Source organism: Brachybacterium sp. EE-P12 (assembly GCF_003711805.1).
Classification (GTDB): Bacteria; Actinomycetota; Actinomycetes; order Actinomycetales; family Dermabacteraceae; genus Brachybacterium.
On the sequence record NZ_QXCP01000005.1, the window covers coordinates 346,397 to 362,517 of the forward strand.

The 16,121-nt window shown below is 69.1% G+C and carries 19 protein-coding genes, 1 tRNA gene, 1 other RNA gene and 1 pseudogene; 6 read left to right on the forward strand and 16 right to left on the reverse strand.

What is annotated here, in order from left to right:
- Positions 1–32: 32 nt before the first annotated feature.
- Positions 33–848, forward strand: coding sequence for a polyphosphate--glucose phosphotransferase (gene ppgK, locus D1648_RS09125; protein ID WP_122941113.1), 816 nt, complete (start codon positions 33–35; stop codon positions 846–848).
- 295 nt (positions 849–1,143) lie between these two features.
- Here ppgK and D1648_RS18180 read toward each other — a convergent pair whose 3' ends face one another.
- The 3 genes from D1648_RS18180 to rnpB all read right to left on the reverse strand — a co-directional run bounded on the left by D1648_RS18180 (position 1,144) and on the right by rnpB (position 2,511).
- A complete protein-coding gene (locus tag D1648_RS18180; protein WP_370239786.1) occupies positions 1,144–1,626 on the reverse strand; it encodes a transposase in 483 nt (160 codons plus the stop codon).
- Positions 1,536–2,021 (reverse strand): transposase, encoded by a 486-nt coding sequence (locus tag D1648_RS18185; protein WP_241155421.1) that lies wholly within the window; start codon positions 2,019–2,021, stop codon positions 1,536–1,538. Before D1648_RS18185 ends, D1648_RS18180 begins: the two co-directional genes overlap by 91 nt.
- Before the next feature lie 127 nt (positions 2,022–2,148).
- Positions 2,149–2,511: RNase P RNA component class A (gene rnpB, locus D1648_RS09135), an RNA gene on the reverse strand.
- A gap of 132 nt (positions 2,512–2,643) precedes the next feature.
- On the opposite strand from rnpB, the gene D1648_RS09140 reads away from it, so the two are divergent.
- Complete coding sequence (locus D1648_RS09140) at positions 2,644–3,423, forward strand: YaaA family protein (protein ID WP_122940933.1); 780 nt, start codon at positions 2,644–2,646, stop codon at positions 3,421–3,423.
- 16 nt (positions 3,424–3,439) lie between these two features.
- On the opposite strand, the gene D1648_RS09145 is transcribed toward D1648_RS09140, so the two are convergent.
- The 10 genes and pseudogenes from D1648_RS09145 to D1648_RS09195 all read right to left on the reverse strand — a co-directional run bounded on the left by D1648_RS09145 (position 3,440) and on the right by D1648_RS09195 (position 12,065).
- A complete protein-coding gene (locus D1648_RS09145) occupies positions 3,440–4,294 on the reverse strand; it encodes a Nif3-like dinuclear metal center hexameric protein (protein WP_122940936.1) in 855 nt (284 codons plus the stop codon).
- A 5-nt stretch (positions 4,295–4,299) separates the two neighbouring features.
- On the reverse strand, positions 4,300–4,758 hold the full coding sequence (sufU, locus tag D1648_RS09150; RefSeq protein ID WP_122940937.1) for a Fe-S cluster assembly sulfur transfer protein SufU: 459 nt from the start codon (positions 4,756–4,758) through the stop codon (positions 4,300–4,302).
- On the reverse strand, positions 4,755–6,032 hold the full coding sequence (locus tag D1648_RS18190) for an aminotransferase class V-fold PLP-dependent enzyme (RefSeq protein ID WP_122941115.1): 1,278 nt from the start codon (positions 6,030–6,032) through the stop codon (positions 4,755–4,757). Before D1648_RS18190 ends, sufU begins: the two co-directional genes overlap by 4 nt.
- A gap of 639 nt (positions 6,033–6,671) precedes the next feature.
- Positions 6,672–7,655, reverse strand: a pseudogene (locus tag D1648_RS18195) (tyrosine-type recombinase/integrase); the annotation flags it as partial.
- A gap of 238 nt (positions 7,656–7,893) precedes the next feature.
- On the reverse strand, positions 7,894–8,655 hold the full coding sequence (locus D1648_RS09170) for a hypothetical protein (RefSeq protein WP_122940940.1): 762 nt from the start codon (positions 8,653–8,655) through the stop codon (positions 7,894–7,896).
- 232 nt (positions 8,656–8,887) lie between these two features.
- On the reverse strand, positions 8,888–9,172 hold the full coding sequence (locus D1648_RS09175) for a hypothetical protein (RefSeq protein ID WP_122940943.1): 285 nt from the start codon (positions 9,170–9,172) through the stop codon (positions 8,888–8,890).
- A gap of 136 nt (positions 9,173–9,308) precedes the next feature.
- Positions 9,309–9,779 carry a hypothetical protein gene (locus tag D1648_RS09180; protein ID WP_122940945.1) on the reverse strand — a complete coding sequence of 157 codons (471 nt, stop codon included), beginning with the start codon at positions 9,777–9,779 and terminating at the stop codon, positions 9,309–9,311.
- Positions 9,739–10,401 (reverse strand): DUF433 domain-containing protein, encoded by a 663-nt coding sequence (locus tag D1648_RS09185; protein WP_122940947.1) that lies wholly within the window; start codon positions 10,399–10,401, stop codon positions 9,739–9,741. The genes D1648_RS09180 and D1648_RS09185 overlap by 41 nt, the downstream gene beginning before the upstream one ends.
- A gap of 81 nt (positions 10,402–10,482) precedes the next feature.
- Entirely contained in the window at positions 10,483–11,211 is a 729-nt protein-coding gene (locus D1648_RS18200; protein WP_241155422.1) for an NINE protein, read from the reverse strand.
- The gene (locus tag D1648_RS09195; RefSeq protein ID WP_122940949.1) at positions 11,208–12,065 is read right to left on the reverse strand and encodes a hypothetical protein; all 858 of its coding nucleotides are present in this window, start codon (positions 12,063–12,065) and stop codon (positions 11,208–11,210) included. The genes D1648_RS18200 and D1648_RS09195 overlap by 4 nt, the downstream gene beginning before the upstream one ends.
- Before the next feature lie 172 nt (positions 12,066–12,237).
- On the opposite strand from D1648_RS09195, the gene D1648_RS09200 reads away from it, so the two are divergent.
- The 4 genes from D1648_RS09200 to D1648_RS09215 are packed head-to-tail and all read left to right on the forward strand — an operon-like array spanning position 12,238 to position 14,127.
- Positions 12,238–12,582, forward strand: a complete 345-nt coding sequence (locus D1648_RS09200) for a helix-turn-helix domain-containing protein (protein WP_122940951.1) — start codon at positions 12,238–12,240, stop codon at positions 12,580–12,582.
- Positions 12,582–12,917, forward strand: coding sequence for a hypothetical protein (locus tag D1648_RS09205; protein ID WP_122940954.1), 336 nt, complete (start codon positions 12,582–12,584; stop codon positions 12,915–12,917). Before D1648_RS09200 ends, D1648_RS09205 begins: the two co-directional genes overlap by 1 nt.
- On the forward strand, positions 12,914–13,192 hold the full coding sequence (locus D1648_RS09210) for a hypothetical protein (RefSeq protein ID WP_122940956.1): 279 nt from the start codon (positions 12,914–12,916) through the stop codon (positions 13,190–13,192). The genes D1648_RS09205 and D1648_RS09210 overlap by 4 nt, the downstream gene beginning before the upstream one ends.
- 59 nt (positions 13,193–13,251) lie before the next feature.
- Positions 13,252–14,127 carry a phage antirepressor KilAC domain-containing protein gene (locus D1648_RS09215; protein WP_122940958.1) on the forward strand — a complete coding sequence of 292 codons (876 nt, stop codon included), beginning with the start codon at positions 13,252–13,254 and terminating at the stop codon, positions 14,125–14,127.
- Between the two features lie 44 nt (positions 14,128–14,171).
- Here the strand turns inward: D1648_RS09215 and D1648_RS09220 are convergent, their stop codons facing one another.
- The 3 genes from D1648_RS09220 to D1648_RS09230 all read right to left on the reverse strand — a co-directional run bounded on the left by D1648_RS09220 (position 14,172) and on the right by D1648_RS09230 (position 15,898).
- Entirely contained in the window at positions 14,172–14,960 is a 789-nt protein-coding gene (locus D1648_RS09220) for a hypothetical protein (protein WP_126281979.1), read from the reverse strand.
- Between the two features lie 413 nt (positions 14,961–15,373).
- Positions 15,374–15,447, reverse strand: a tRNA-Val gene (locus tag D1648_RS09225).
- Positions 15,448–15,478: 31 nt separating this feature from the next.
- Positions 15,479–15,898: a DUF3052 domain-containing protein gene (locus tag D1648_RS09230; protein ID WP_122940963.1), complete on the reverse strand. Its 420-nt coding sequence runs from the start codon at positions 15,896–15,898 to the stop codon at positions 15,479–15,481.
- Positions 15,899–16,121: the final 223 nt, after the last annotated feature.

The window sequence follows — 16,121 nt, forward strand, 5'->3', positions numbered from 1 at the left end:
GGAACCACCCGCCGCACCAGCAGGGAGAGACGATGAGCAAGAGGGCCTTCGGCATCGACATCGGCGGCAGCGGGATCAAGGGCGCGCCCGTCCATCTGGGCAAGGGAGAACTGGCCGCCGACCGGCTGCGGATCCCGACCCCGCAGCCCTCGACCCCGGACGCCGTCGCCGACGCCGTCGCCGAGCTGGTGGACTCCTTCGACATCGCCGAGGACATGCCGATCGGCGTCACCTTCCCCGCGGTCATCAAGGACGGCGTGGCCCATTCCGCCGCCAACGTCGACAAGAGCTGGATCGGCACGGACGTGGACGCGCTGCTGACCGAGCGGACCGGGCACGACGTGTTCGTCGTCAACGACGCCGACGCCGCCGGGATCGCGGAGATGGAGTTCGGCGCCGGTCGCGGCAGCTCCGGGGTGGTGCAGGTGTTCACCCTCGGCACGGGCGTGGGCAGCGCGACCTTCACCGACGGCCGCCTCGTGCCCAACACCGAGCTCGGCCACCTCCTCCTGCACAGCGGCGACGCGGAGAAGTACATGGCCTCCTCGATCAAGGAGCGGGAGGACCTGGACTGGGAGACCTGGGCCGATCGTCTGCAGGAGTACTTCGAGCACATCGAGTTCCTCTTCAGCCCCACCCGCATCATCATCGGCGGCGGGGTGTCCAAGAAGCACAAGAAGTTCCTGCCCCTGCTGGACCTGCAGGCTGAGCTGCTCCCGGCCGAGCTGCGCAACGAGGCCGGCATCATCGGCGCGGCCGTGCTCGCGCACCGCGAGGAGAAGGCGCTGCGGAAGGCGGCGAAGAAGGACGGGAAGAAGAAGGACAAGAAGGACAAGCACGAGGGCTGATATGTAGGTCCTCCTGTCAAGTGGGCAGGGTGAAGCGGGGGCATCCACTGGCCGGTGGGTGCCCCCGCTTCGGCGTTCGCGGGGTGCGTCTGGGGATGTCGCGTGTCTGTTCGACGCGTGGTCAGTCTGATATTCGCGGGTTGATTACCGCAGGACGCTGTTTCCGGTGGGAGGAGCGGAGCTTGTCTGAGGTCGAGCGTCGCCCGTGAGGGCTGCTCACAGCCCTTGCGCTGGTCTCCTCCTCACGCTGCGTCCCCAGATGCTCTGGATCGCCCGTGAACGCTGTCTGTAGGGGTTATGCCTCCATCGTCGCCAGGGACCAGCACCAGCTGGCCAGCTCGCGCGCGATCGCGGTCGTCGCGACGGTGTGAGGCTTGTGGGCCGCAGTCAGCACCTTCCACCGACGATGGAGTCGACGGTTCCCGAGATCAGCCCGTTCCGCGACGGCTGCGGGGACCTTGGCCCAGTCACGGCGCAGGACCGGGCCGGGCCGGTAAGGCGACTTGTGCTGCCATGCGGTCTCGACAAGGAGGCGGCGAGCATGGGAGTTGCCAGTGCGGGTGATCCCGCCGAGCACCCTGGACTGGCCGGAGGAATGCTCCGATGGGACCAGCCCCAGGAACGCTGGGAAGTTCTTTCCGGTGAACCGGGTCCAGTCCCCGATCTCGACTGCGAGCCCGAACGCGGTCAGGGTCGAGATGCCTCGCAGGCAGCACAGACGGTGAGTGATCTCGGTGAACTCGCTGTTCTCAGATCGCGTCGGGCATCGTCCCGGCAGCGGACGAGGTCGCGTGCGGCTTCCTGGTTCCGCGTGGGGATCCGGACCGCGACGATGTCTCCGGCCCGGTCCAGACGGGCTAGCAGCAGTGCGTCGTTACGGTCTGTCTTGACCCGGTCGCCAGGAGGGCGGATCAGCTTCGAGGGCGCCGCGACCTGCACGAAGTGTCCCGCCTCGTGAAGGGCGCGGGCCAGACCGAACCCCGTGGGCCCGGCCTCGTACGTGATCCGCAAGGGGCCGTGGCCACGGGCGAGCTCGTCCGCGAACGAGCAGATCTCCACGGGATCGTTCGACAGCTTCCGATGGATCACCTCTCCGGTCGTCCCGTCGATCGCGGCAGCAGCCACGCTGCGCGCATGGACATCCAGTCCCAGGCTTGTAGTCTCGGTGAACACCAGGGCCTCCTATGAATGTGTGCACCCCGGCCGCCCATCGACCAGGGTGATCCACGAGTCTTCATAGCGGGGCCCTGGGCCACAACACCCGGGCACCCCCGCCCTCATAGCGTCTGACCCCGCAGGGCGGACCAGCCGGCCTGTAAGCCGGGTTCTGTGATCGGCAGCCATCCCTCTCGGGTCGCCGTCGCCGACGACCTCCAGCGGTCCACCCGGGAACTCGGGCCGGCGCCCTCGAACGTTCCCTGTCTGACCTTGCTCCCGGTGGGGTTTACCGTGCCGGCCTCGTCACCGAGACCGCGGTGGTCTCTTACACCACCCTTTCACCCTTACCGCCGCGCCCCGAGGGGCGAGGCGGCGGTCTGCTCTCTGTGGCACTGTCCCGCGGATCACTCCGGGTGGGCGTTACCCACCACCGTGCCGGATGGAGCCCGGACTTTCCTCGGCCCCGGAGCGTGAGCTCCGGAGACGCGGCTGCCCGGCCGACTGGTCCAGCACGAAGTCTACGTCTCGCCACGCCCGCTGTCGCCGCCGCGCCGCCGCGCGCGACCACGAGGTGACGTGCGCAACCTCTCCCCGGCCCCTCCCCGGGGAGGCCGCCGCCGCGGCCGAGAATGGGCGGATGCTGATCCTGCTGCCGCCCTCGGAGACGAAGACCCGACCGGCCGAGGTGGGCCATCGCCCGCTCGCCCTGGACGAGCTCGCGCTGCCCGCGCTGACGGAGGCGCGCGAGACGATGCTGCGCGCCGCGCATCGCACTGCGGCCGGGCCCGACGCCGCCTCCCGCCTCGGGGTCCCTGCTTCCGCGCCCGAGCTCGTCGGCCGGATGCTCCACCTCGAGCAGGAGCCCGCCGGGGCGCCGCTCGAGGTCTACTCCGGGGTGCTGTTCGACCAGCTCGATCCGGGCGCCGCCCCGAGCGAGGACCGGCGCGTGCTGGTCCAGTCCGCGCTGCTGGGGCTCGTCGACGCCGCCCGGGACCGGATCCCGGCCTATCGCCTCTCGGCCGGCTCGCAGCTCTCGAGGTTGGGCAAGGCCGGCTCCTGGTGGACGCCTCGGCTGAGGCCGGTCGCCGAGGAGCTGCGGGCCGACGAGGCTCGCGGGGACTCCCCCGTCGTCATCGACTGCCGCTCGGGGGCGTACCGCTCGATGATGGCGCTGCGCAGCGGGGGCGGGGTGCAGGTGCTCGAGGTCGCCCCGGTGCAGGAGCGTTCCGGGGTGCGCAAGGTGATCTCCCATGACGCGAAGCGCTACCGCGGCCTGGTGACCCGTGCGCTGCTCGCCGCGGACTCGACGCCGAGCACGGCCGACGAGGTGGTCGACACGGTGAGGAGCGGGTTCGGCCAGGGCCTGCGGGTCGAGCTGGACGGGGACCGGCTCGTGATCGTCGACGTCGTCCCCTGAGCAGCTCTGCGCCGGCTCAGCCGAGCCGGCCGCTCCACGGGTCGGTGACCTGCGCACTCACGCGCACCTCGAGGCCGGGCAGCGCATCGGTGAGCAGATCGTGGGCGAGCGGCAGCCACAGCGCCTCGCTCGCCGCATGCGCGACATCGATGAGGGCGGGGACGCGCGCGGTGTCGGCGGCCCCTTCGACGTGCTCGAGCGCGGGATGGTGACGCAGGTCGGAGGTGATGTAGGCGTCGACGCCCGCAGCGGCTGCGGCCTCGAGGAAGGAGTCCCCGGCGCCGGGGCAGACGGCGATCCTGCGCACGGGCCGATCGGCCGCACCGGTGAAGGCGATGCCGCGCGCCGTGCGGGGGACGATGCCCGCGACCGTCTCGGCCAGCTCGCCGACCGTCGTCGGCCGCTCGAGCTCGCCGACCGCGCCGAGTCCGAACAGACGCGAGCCGTGCCCCGCGGCCTCGCCCTCCTTCCCGGGAACGAGCGGACGCGCATCCTGCAGCGCGAGGACGTCGATCCACGCGCCGACGGTCCCGCGCGTGGAGCGGTCGACGTTCGTGTGCCCGCACCACAGCGCCGTCCCGGCGCGCAGCAGGGAGGTGACCACCGCGCCCTTGCCGTCGTCGGCCGGCAGGAAGCTCGCCCCGCGCAGCAGCAGCGGGTGGTGGGTGATCAGCAGCTCGCAGTCGTGCGCGACCGCCTCGCGGGCGATGGCGAGCGTCGGATCCACGGCCAGCAGCACCCGGCCGACGGTCGCATCGCGCTCCCCGAGGACGAAGCCCACCCGGTCCCAGTCCTCCGCCCAGGAGAGCGGGTAGGCGGATTCGAGGACGTCGACGACGTCCCTGACGGTGATGGTGGCGTCGGTGCTCATGGCGCTCAGCCTCGCAGGGCGCGCGCCTCGACGAGCGCGGCCTGGTAGGCCTTCCACGGCATGAGCACGCACTTCACCCGGGCGGGGAACTTCGCCGCGCCGAGCAGCGCGATCCCGTCGCCGATGAGGTCCTCATCGCCCTCGATGCGGCCGCGCGAGCCGATCGCCTCCTGGAAATGGAGCCGAGCCGGCTCGACCTCCTCGACGCTGTGCCCGATCAGCAGGTCCGCCATGATCGAGGCGGAGGCGCGGCTCATGGCGCAGCCGACCGCGTCGTAGGAGACGTCCTCGATGCGCTCGGCTCCGTCCTCGGACAGGTGCAGGCGCAGCGTGATCTCGTCGCCGCAGGTGGGGTTGACGTGGTGGACCTCGGCCTCGAACGGTTCGCGCAGACCTGCGTGCAGGGGGCGCTTGTCGTGCTCGATGACCAGTTCGGTGTAGAGCGCGGAGAGGTGGCTGCTCATGAGAGGGCTCCGAAGAACTCGACGGTGCGGGCGACGCCGTCGACGAGCGCGTCGACCTCGGCGGCGGTGGTGTGGACGGAGAAGCTCGCCCGGGTGGTGCCGTGCAGGCCGTAGCGGCGGTGCAGCGGCCAGGCGCAGTGGTGACCCACCCGCACCTCGATGCCGAGGGAGTCGAGCACCTGGCCGACGTCGTGCGGGTGGCGGCCCGCGAGGTCGAAGGCGACCGCGCCGGTGCGCTCGGGGGACGCGGCCGGGCCGATGATCCGCACCCCGTCGATCCCGGCGAGCCCCTCGAGCGCGCGGACGGTCAGGGCCTGCTCGTGCGCCGCGATCTGCTCCATCCCGAGCGCATCGAGATAATCGCAGGCGGCGGCGAGGCCGACGGCCTGGGAGATCGGCGGGGTGCCCGCCTCGAAGCGGGCGGGCGGCTCGGCGAAGGTGCTGGCCTCCATGGTGACGGTCTCGATCATCGAGCCGCCGGTGAGGAAGGGCGGCAGCTGCTCGAGGAGGTCGTGACGACCCCAGAGCACGCCGATGCCGGTGGGGCCGAGCATCTTGTGCCCGGACAGCGCCGCGACGTCGACGCCCAGCGCCGCCAGGTCGAAGGGCATGTGGGGCGCGGACTGGGCGGCGTCCAGCACCGTCAGCGCGCCGACCGCCCGGGCGGCCTCGACCAGCTCCGCGACGGGGTTGATCGTGCCGAGCACGTTGGACTGATGGGTGAACGCGACGACCTTCGTCCGCTCCGTGAGCAGGGAGTCCAGAGCGGTGAGGTCGAGGGTGAAGTCCTCGGCCAGCGGGATCCACCGCAGGGTCGCGCCGGTGCGCCGTGCGAGCTCCTGCCAGGGGACGAGATTCGCGTGGTGCTCCATCTCGGTCACGAGGATCTCGTCGCCCTCGCGCACGCGCAGGTGCTCGGGGATCGAGGCGTCGCCGTCGCCGAGGGAGCGGGCGACGAGGTTCAGCGCCTCGGTCGCGTTCTTCGTGAACACGATCTCCTGCGCGGAGGGGGCGCCGAGGAAGTCGGCGATCCGCTCGCGGGAGTCCTCGTAGGCGTCGGTCGCGGCGCCGGCCATGCGGTGCGCGCCGCGCTTGACCGCGGCGTGATCGTGGGTCAGATAGGCGACCTCCGCGTCGATCACCTGCTGGGGGCGCTGCGAGGTGGCGCCGCCGTCGAGGTAGACCATCGGGGTGTCCGGGTCCAGCATCCGCGTGAGGATCGGGAAGTCGGCTCGGATGGCGTCGACATCGAAGGGTCTGGTCGCTGCGCTCACCTGCGGTGGCCTCCTGGGTTCGACGGCGGTCCGGCCAGTAGCCAGTATAGGAACGCCCAGCCTCCCCTGACCGGGCCGTGAGACCCTGTGCACAGCCCGCCCGACCAGCCCATCCCGGAGGTCCCCGTGGAGACCCTCATCCTCGCTGCGATCGGAGTGTCGATCGCGGTCTCGCTCGTCGTCCTCATCGGCCGCCTGCTGGTGCGCCGTCGCGAGGATCGCGAACGCTGGGAGCGCGAGGGGCGACCCGAGCCCGCCGAGCGCAGCCCCGAGCAGAAGGAGCGCGACCGGCGCACCGGCATCACCTGGGGGTGTCTGCTCGTGGCCGTGCCGGTGGTGCTGGTGCTCGCGTACTGGCTGACGCGGTGAAGGACGCGGGAAGGCCCCTCCCTGCGCGGTGTCCGCGCAGCTGTGAGGCGTTTCGACAGGGTGGGTCGTGAGGGGCTCGGACCCGTCCCGGCGCTCTGCCTGATCAGGCGATATCCGCCCTGACCTGCGATGGAGCCTCTGCGTACTCGTGCCCAGATGGGTCGACATCGGGGGTGTTGTGGTCAAATTGTGCTCAACCCTGGCCGCGACGCGCTTCGCCTCGAGCCGGTCTGCGAGGTGGTCGAGATCCTCGTCGAACAGGTCGCTGTAGGTGTCGAGGGGGAGGGACGCGTTCGCGTGGCCGAGCATCCGCTCGATCGCCTTCACGCTCGCGCCGGAGCTCACCGCAAGCGAGGCGGCGGTGTGCCGGAGCTCGTGCGGGGAGAGGTACGCGATGCCGGCCTCGCGCAGCCCGGATTCGAGCCAGTCGACGCGGTTCGCGCCCTTCCGTCGATCCGACCTCGGCGCCGCCTTCCGCGGCGGGTACAGGAACCCGTCCTTGGATCGGGCCGGCGGGAACAGCAGCCGCTCGGGCCCCCGCCCGTGCGTGTCGGGCAGCGCCTTGATGTACGCCTTCAGCTCATCGAACACGGAGCGGGGCAGCGGCACCGAGCGCCGCTGATGCGTCTTCGTGTCCGTGACGTGCCACTCCCCCTCGACCTGCTCCGCGGCCCGCTCGACCAGGAGCCGCCGCCGCACCTGGTTCACGTCCCGCACGCGTAGCGCGGTCGCCTCACCCCACCGCAGCCGCGTCCACGCGAGGATCAGCACCAGCACCCGCCACCGCTCCCCCACGGCGCCGGCGAGCACTTCGACCTCCCCGGCGGTGAGGTAGCGCCGCGGCGCGCTCTTCTTCGACGGCAGCTGGATGCCGCGGGCGGGGTTCCGGGCGATCGGCCGATCTTCGACGGCGTCGTCGAGGATGCTCGCAAGGATGCCGTAGGCACGACGGACGACCGATGCGGACTTCGTCAGCGACAACTCTCCGACCCAGTCCCGCACCGCGCTGGTGCGGATCTGCGCGATCGCCGTACCACCCCACCGGTGCTCGACGTGCGTATCCCACGACGACTGCAGCGTCCGCCCGTAAGTCTTCGAGACGACCGCCCTCTTGTGTTCGAGCCACTTCTCGCCGAGCTCCCCCACCGTCACCCGCCCGGCGGACTGCGCGACGAAGCTCCCGTCGGCCTTCGTCGACTCGATCTCGACGAGGAACGCTTTCGCGTCCCGCTTCGTCGTGAACCGGCGCTTCATCGTCAGCCGGTTCTGATCCGACCGGTACCGCACCAGATACCGCGCCCCACCTGACCGCTTGTCCACGTACCTCTGATCTGCGGATGCTTCGTCGCCTCGTAGAACGCCACGCCCTGCTCCTCTCCTCTCCCGGGACCCTCCTGCGCCGCGCTGCGCTCGCCGGGGTGTCGAGCGTAGAGCGCGGCCCTCCGGCGCCGTGCAGCGGCGGCCGGAGGGCCGTGGTCGTGCGGTGTGTCGGTCAGCCGTCCTCGCCCATGTACGACTCGGGGGTGGCGTAGATGGGATCCTGCATGATGCCCTGCGGCATGACCTCGACGGCCATGGCGGTCTCGGGGAGCTCGGCCGCGCAGATCGACACCATCGTGGCCCGCTCGAACGGGGACACCCCGTGGACGTACTCGTGCTCGCTCGCCCGGTCGTCGAGCTCCTTCGCGACGTCGTAGTCCATCGGCTCGCCGTCGGCGGACTCGTACTCGTCCTCGTCGGTCGAGATGTACAGCCACTCGGGTCGCCACACCTCGTCGAGGTACTCGTCGGGGCTACCGCAGGCCCACTCGAGGCCTTCCTCGTCGTAGACGCTGATGTTGTACATGTTGATCGGCTCGCTGCCGTCGCGGTTGTCGACGTCGGAGAGGATGTAGGAGACGGGCTCGCCGCCGGCGTCTTCGCGGTACTGCTCGAGCCAGGCGATCTCCTCGCTGGCGTCGGGCTGTGCGTCCATCGTCATGGTGATCTGTGCGCCGGTGACGGTGGAGGCGAAGAACGGCTCGTCGGTGAGGGAGAACGCTCCGCTCTCGTCTTCGGGGTTCTCGACGACGTTGCCGTCCTCGTCTTCGACAATGGGCCAGGAGTCGGACTCGTCGGCGGCTTCGGCCTGGCTGTCGACGTTCTCCTCAGCTTCGGTGGGCGTGGCGTTGCTGGGTTCGTCGGCGCTGCCGCAGGCGGACAGCAGGAGGAGAGCCGTGGCGGGGGCGGCGAGCAGGCGGATGGTGCGCTTCATGGCAGGGTTCCTTCGCTACAAGGTGGTCTTGTCCGGATAGTAGGCAGGTGTCCGGACGTTCGACGCGTCGGTGACCGAACCGTGCCCTGTGGAGTGATCTACGCGCCCCACCAGCCGGTGTCCTGGTCGCCTTCGGTCTCGTGCTCGATGATCTCGGCCCACCACGGCGCCGGCACCGGCTCGGCCAGTTCGAGGCCGAGCTCGAGCTGCACCGGCTCCTCCCGCTCCCCCATCACGCGGCCCAGTGCGCGTCGGCGAGTCGGGTCCGGAGCGCGGCGTGCTCGGAGGGGGTGAGTGCGTGGAGGCGGTCGATGACGGTCTCGGGCATGACGTCGAGCTCCTCGGCGATGACGACGGGATGCGGGGACCAGGCCGCTGCTTCGCCGAGGCCGTCCAGGTGGATGAGGCCGGTAGCGACCTGGCGGTCGATGCCACGCTCGGTGATGGCGATGCAGTGCCCTCGGTGGCCGCGCGCGTAGTGGATCAGCTCGTGGTCGAGGACGACACGGCGATCCACGGCGGTGAGCTCGCGATCGAGCCAGATCCTCGAGATGCCGTCGGTGTAGCCGTGGATCCCCCGGGCAGGGCCGTATCGATGATCTCCGGTGGACGCATGACCTGACGGTAAGTGCTGGTGGTGACAGTCGAATGGTTCAGCGCCGACGCTTCAGCCGCCGTCGTCTTGTCGGCCTCCGCGCCCCGTCGATCCGCTTCACGGGGGGCGTGAACACCGGCAGCTCCCAGAAGCACGGAGCCGGGGACTTCATCCGAGACCTCAGGTTGAAGTAGTGGCGCCCGATGACGGCCATCTGAGCGAACATCGAGGCCCTCTGGACGTCGAGAGCGAAGATCCGGGCACCGTGCTCGAGCACCGCGTCGAACTCCTCCCTCACGGAGGCGATGTCGACGTTCTTGGTGAGCACCGGGATGCCCCGCATGCCGCACTGTTCGATCCAGTCGAGATCGGGAACGCGCTGCCCCTCGTTCGGGTAGACCTGGCCGATCCAGATAGGGTCCCAGCCGAGCATGCGAATCCCCGTCATGATCCTCTTGCTCAGGCACGCATCGACGAAGATCTGGTTGTCACGCCACTGGGGCCAGGAACTCTCGATGGTCAGCGACATAGCTGACCTCCGCTAGCTCCAGCCCGAAGTCCTCCGCGATCCATCGACGATCGTCCCCGCCCTCGATCTCGTCGAGGAGCGCGAAGACCGGCGTAGCGGTTCGCTCGATGATCGGGCGCCCGGCTGAGAAGCGTGGATCGATCACGATCCTCGTGGGGGCGTCGTCCCCTCCAAGCACGGTGTAGGACTCCATCACGTCGTCCCCACCGAAGTTCACCCTCTTGAGGAAATCGTCGAAGACGTCCCGGAGCGCGAACTGGCCGTCCTTCACCCGCTCGAGTTCGTCGTGGAGCATCCGGAAGAGGTCGGTGCCGTCCGTGTAGAAGCGCCTCGCGAATGCCAGCGGATCGGCCGCCTTCGCCTCGGTGATGATCGCGGCAACCTTCCGTGGCCCGATGCCGCGCCCGCCCAGCTCCTTCGCGACGGCCGCCTCGCTGAGCCCGATGAGCGGCACGGTCGGCGGTTCCGCGCCGTAGCCGCGGGCGCCCTGCGTGATGACGGGGCCTCGGTTCTTGCCGGGCTTGCTCCAGTTCCGGACCGTCCGCGCGGGAAGGCCGGCCAGATGCGCGACGTCGGCGTGGGTGAGGATCGCGGACGTCCTGATCCGATCGTGCTGGTCCATCCGACACCACCCCCTCACCACTCGGCACTGAGTACAGCTTCCCACGGTCGAACGCTAGACACACCGACCGACGCTCGATCATCATGCCCCACCAATCTCCGCTTCACGGTCCTGCTGCTGTCGGGCCTCGCGCTCCTTGGCCCGATGGTGTTGGATGGTCGGCATCAGCCAGCGGGCGCCGAAGATCAGGATGTCGGCGATCCACCAGACTCCGAATCCGCCCAGGGTGATGAGCTTCAGGAGTCCGAGCCCGATGTTGCCGTTGATGAAGCGGTCGATCCCGAGGTAGCCGACGAGGACCGCTGCGATGAAGGTGACGAGGTCGCGTACTACGCCAACACTGGTCATAGGCCCCGTCGGTCGCGGCGGCTGCCTCCGTCGCGTGGGCGCTCCAGAGCGGGCGGCTCGGCCCTTCTGCGCCATCGCCTGGGGGTAGATGTCGCGAAGCACTGGGAGGGTGATCATCGCCTCGGCTTCCTCGATGCCGCCGTCTCGTCCACGCTGGACCCCTACTGCGGCCTCAACGAAGATCGTCGCGCCGGCGCGGTTCGCGCGAAGGACCTCGGCCTGTAGGCGTGCGGCGTTGGTGCGCGCGACGTAGGCGATGACGTCGCCCATGTATCGGACGGCAACAGCGTTGCGATCGTGGACGTTGTGCGGCTCGGGATGCAGTTCAAGCTGCACTCGGGAGACGTGCGGCTCACCGTCGGGAGGGCACGGGAAGTGCCTCTCGTAGGCGTCGCGGTAGTAGTACTCCCCCACCAGCTCGAGGCGTCTGGACTCGCCTCTGATCAGCGCGTCCCAGCTCACGCCCCACCGTCCTCCGCTTCTCGGTCCTGCTGTTGCCGGGCCTCGCGGCCGCGGTCCCGGCCGCGCTTAGCGGCGAGGCTGTACTCGTCCTGCTCCCACGGCCGGTCGTCCCGCAACGCTTCGTTCTCGGATCCCCGCTGACGGTGATGCGCGTTCGAGCCTGCGTCTCGTTCACCTTCGCTTGTGTCAGCGCCACTTGACGTGGCGTGGCGCCGCGGGCTTGGCGTAACCCCATCTGGCTGAGACAGATCCGCCACGCTGCGATCACCATCTGCATGCTCGCGACGCTCGATGATCTGCTCCGTGCGGGTCGCGAGCTGGACGAGTGCGTTCGTCTCGTCCAGTGAGGGGACCGCGCGGCCGAGCAGGTGGGCGAGGTCGTAGAGGTCGTCGAGGTCCATCGCCTCGAGGGTCGCGTCGTCGTGCGTGTTGACCAGCTCGACGAGCGCCGTGCGCTCGGGGACTCGTTCGTCTCGTTCCTGCTCAAGTTGCGCCATCCGATCGTTGTCGCGGATGAATCCGCGGATCACATCAAGGACGACGCGTCGCTGCTGGGTGGAGAGGTTGTCAGATCCGTCGGGGAGCTGCTCGGCCAGGGAGGCCATCGGCAGTGGGAGCCCCGCAGCCGCGTACACCTCTTCGACAGGCATCTCCGCGAGCACGGCCAGAGCCTCGATCGTGGGGCGCTTTGGCGTGCTCTCGTACTTGCCGGCGAGGATCCGATCCACCGTCGCGTACGACAGCGTCAGGCCCTTGTTCTTCGCGATGCGCTGTAGCGCACGACCACCCTTGCCGCCGTTCCTCTCGGAGGCGACGCGGGCGACGTCCTGCAGCGTGAGCTTCGTTCGGGCCATGGAGTGATCCTCAGGAGTCTGGTCAAGCTTCTACACCCGCCAAGAACGGCCGGGCTGACAACCAGATTACTGGGAAGCGGCGCACACGCAGGGAAGTTGACACTTGCGCGATGACAAGCGGGTGCCTTTCGGTACGGGTACCACTTGTCACCGGTTCGAAAATTAGTGCAGGATGTACGTCATCACCGAGCGGCGCACGTGCGGCTATGGGCGCCCGAAGATCCGATACCAACGGGAGGCATGGATGAGGGTCAAGGACCCCGCGGCCATTCGGAGGGCGCGGAAGGCGCGCGGCTTCTCGCAGCGCGACCTGACCGCCCTCTTCAAGTGCACGCAGGCGGCGATCTCCGCACTGGAGAGGGGGACCATGAAGACATGCGGCGCTGATCTCGCAAAGATCATCTGCCGACGGGTCGAGCGCGGCCTGGAGGATCTCTTCATCGACCCGAGTGCCGAAGCGCTACCCAGCGTGACAACTGGTACCCGTACCACCCAGCACGCCAAGGCAGTGGCCTGATGCCCGCAGCAACCATCACCCCGTTCCGTGCGCCCCCGCGCGACCTCCCCGGTCCGCCCCCTCGCGCACCGCTCCCCACCGAGGCCGAGCTGTTCCCATTCCTCGGCGTGGACGACGTCTGCATCTACTGCGGCCGCTTCCAGACCTACGAGGAAGCCGAGCAGCGCACAGCCACCCACATCCGCGCCGACCTCCTCGCCGTGCACCGCACGAACGAGGCGCTGATGCGGGACTTCGGCGAGCAGCACCCCGGCTACCAGGACGACGTCTACGACCTCCTCTGCGAGCCCGACAGCGCCGTGCCGGCCCCGGCCGTCGAGGCGGTGGCCCGATGAACGCCACTCCTTCCCTCGACGTCCTCCACGCCTCCGCGGAACTCCTCCGCGAGCTGACCGCGCTGCTCAACTACGAGGAGGTCCGCGGCCTCGTCGCCCGCATCCGTGCGCACCTCGAGGCCGCGTGCGATTCCGATCCGGACTGGTGGCGGTCCCCGACGTCGAAGGACCTCGCCGAGGCGTGCCGCGACCTCGAGGACGCCCTCGACGTCATCGACTCCCGCCGCCGCGAGCAGGAGCGCGCCGCGCTCGTCGACGCCTCCACGCAGTCCTGAACGCAGGAGCGCCCCCGCCATGCAGGGCGGGGGCGCGTGATCCCAGAAAGGGATGCCCAATGGATGAACTGACCACACCGTACAACGCCGAGGACTTCGACACGCTGCGCCAAGTCCGCGGGGACGGCACCGAGTACTGGACGGGCCGAGACCTGAACCGAGTCACCGGCTACGCGGGCTTGCAGAAGTTCGAGGTCGCCGTGAAGCGCGCGATTGCGGCGATCGCGAACATGCAGATGGATGTGACCAGCCACGTTAACCAGATCAGCAGACTGGTCGAGAGGCCTCAGGGCGGCTCCATCCAGCAGGGCGACTTCGAGCTGTCCCGCTACGCCGCCCACCTCGTCATGATCAACGGCGATCCGCGCAAGCCGGAGATCGCGAAGGCGCAGACCTACTTTGCGGTGAAGACCCGTGAGGCCGAGCTCGCACCGGCCGTTCCGGTCGCACTGCCGGGCCGCCGTGAGCTCGCGCAGATGGTCCTCGAGGCCGAGGACCGCGCGGACCGGGAGGCGATCGCTCGGACCCGGGTCGAGCACAAGCTCGAGAAGCAGCATCCCGTCGCCGACTACCACCAGCGATTCGTGGCGGAGAGCCAGGACATCGTCACGATCGACAACTTCGCCTCGCAGTACGGCACGACGGGCCCGAAGGTCCGGGAGCTAATGAAGGACAAGGGTGTAACGGTCCATCAAGTCGTCGCGCAGCGCTGGTCGAAGAGCAACTGCCAGATGGTCGATGACTACGGGTGGAGGCCCCGTCAGGGTGTCCTCTCCTCGACCTGGTTCGTGCTCCGGCAGCACCGTCGCGTCCGTGTACGAGTCCGCTGCCGCGCAGCCCCGCTACCGGCCCGGAGAAGACCCCCGCCGCCGTCACGGACACGCACATCCTCCACGCACTCGGCACCATCACCGAGTGACGCGAGACGACGATGAGAAGCGCCCCATCTCCTTCGGGAGGTGGGGCGCTTTCGTGCGTCTCAATCTGAGGGGGTCACCCCGTCGATCTGCCGAGCAACGCGTTCGATGTCGACTCCCTTGTCGTAGACCGCCACAATGTGGCGCCGGCCAACGATGGGGACGCCCCCTTGCTTCAGGTCTAGAGCATCGGCGGTCATCTGTCGGAGCGCTTCGGTCTCCAAGGTCGAATCGGCCCTAACGATGAGTGTCAGATCTCCGCACTCCATTACAGACCCGTCCCCGCTGACATCATGGGGATTCGCGCAGTCTGTCCCGTCCGCCTCGTCATATGCCTGCGCTGCTTGCTCAAGGGTGAAGGCCTCGTCGAGGCTCCGAACGGGGGTGGCCTCTGATTCCAGCATCTGCGCTCCGAGGTTTTCAGCGATCTCGGCGGTGCCCTCGCGGTCGCTCGCCGCAGGGTTGATCGACCAGTTGTCGCCGAGGATCATCGTCGATCCGATGCGATCGAGAGCCCTCATGGTCGTGGCTACCGACGCTTTCGCGGACTCGGCGTCAAGGTAGAGCGCGAGCACCGTACCGGAGTCGGGGCACACCCCTGATCCCATCGCGGCGGTGACTCTGTTGATGTCCTCGAGAGGGCCTTCGCAGTCGCCGCCCGCGTCGACGAACGCTTCCTGCAACTCGGCAACGCTGGACACGGTGCCGAGGGGAGCTGGTGCGGTAGACACAACGGGCGTCTCAGGAGCCTCGGGGTTGCTCTCGATCGCTGAGGAACACGCGGAGAATGCGGCGGCGGCGATGGCGGCAGACGCAATGATGCGCGCACGCCGCAAGAGACCCCAGTTCATGGCGGAAGGATAAGCGGAGTCGAGGCTTTCAGGGGCCGCCTCCAGGCTTCCTCCTGCTCTAATCACGTCCGGGCCGAGCATCCGTACTCGTTCGACACATCGGCCCGGCCTACGCACCCAAGCGCCCGCGCGGCGTCACAGCCCTTCCACCGCCACGACGGATGCCCATCTTTCCGGGCGCCGTCGCAATGACATCCTGGCCGCACCACGCCGCAGTCTCACCGCAGCTGCACGGGCCGGGGTCTGGGTGGACCCACCCATGAGGAGAGCGGATCAGCGTAGCGCTCATGGGCGCAGAGTCTGTAGGCCGGGCCTGACAGTCAGATCGAGCATTGTGCTCAAATTGTGCTCAAATCCTGGCCGAGGTCCCCCTGCACCGGCCTGTCGATGCAGGTCAGGGGCTTCTCTTCGGGTGGGTCGTGAGGGGCTCGAACCCCCGACCTTCTGGGTGTAAACCAGACGCTCTGACCAGCTGAGCTAACGACCCGGACCGGGGTCTCCCCCGGCGTGCACGGCGGTCAGCTGGTGCGGCTGGCCAGGCGAGTGCCGGTCCAGTCGGTCGCCAGCGACAGCGTGCTCATCACGCGCAGGCCGGCGATCTCGGCGCTCTCCTGCACGTCGCCCGGCATCACGTGACCGTCGCGGCCCGCCTTGGGGGTGAGCAGCCACACGGGCGCACCCGCCTCGATGTTGCGCAGCGTGTCCACGAGCGCATCGGTGAGATCACCGTCGTCCTCGCGCCACCACAGCACCACGGCGTCGACGATCTCCTGGGTGTCCTCGTCCTCCATCTCGTCCCCGATCAGGTCCTCGATCGCGTCGCGGAGGTCGTGGTCTACGTCGTCGTCGTAGCCGATCTCCTGCACGATCTGACCCGTGGTGAGGTTCAGCGCCTCGGCGATGGCGCTGGGCGTAGGGGCGTCGGCCGACGGTGACAAGTAAGAACTCCTCGAGACGTGGTGTCAGTGCTGATGCAGCGGGCTCGACGACCCCGAGGGATCGCGAACGCAGGTGCTGCGCGCGCCGAGTCTATGCCACGGGCCACCGGTGTGCATTCCGGACGCAGGACCTCGGTCCTGCGCCCGGCGCGGATGTCCCGAGAGTCACAGATGAGGAGGGAGCGTGAAGGTACTCGGGGCCTCGGGCGACGGTAGTCTGGAC